This is a genomic window from Acinetobacter johnsonii (genome assembly GCF_048551975.1).
Taxonomy (GTDB): Bacteria; Pseudomonadota; Gammaproteobacteria; order Pseudomonadales; family Moraxellaceae; genus Acinetobacter; species Acinetobacter johnsonii_A.
Window position 1 is genome coordinate 1 of sequence record NZ_JBIMCF010000355.1, and the last position, 208, is coordinate 208.

Here is a 208-nt window from a genome sequence, read left to right on the forward strand (position 1 = left end):
TATTATCAAGCAGAAAAACGTGCTCAAATGACTGCACAAGTAACCGAACAAATACTTGAGTTGGTTATGGAATATCGTTGTCTCATGCCAAGTATCGTAACACGTAACCTGTATTGGCTTATTAAAGGCAAATTGTTGCAGCGTGGTTTAAAGTGTGGACGGGATCAGTTATTTAAAATATTGAAAGAAAATAATTTATTGATTCGCC

The 208-nt window shown here is 35.6% G+C and carries 1 pseudogene; it reads left to right on the forward strand.

The annotated features are described in order from the left end of the window. A pseudogene (locus tag ACG9ZB_RS17785) lies at window positions 1–208 on the forward strand (IS3 family transposase); the annotation flags it as partial.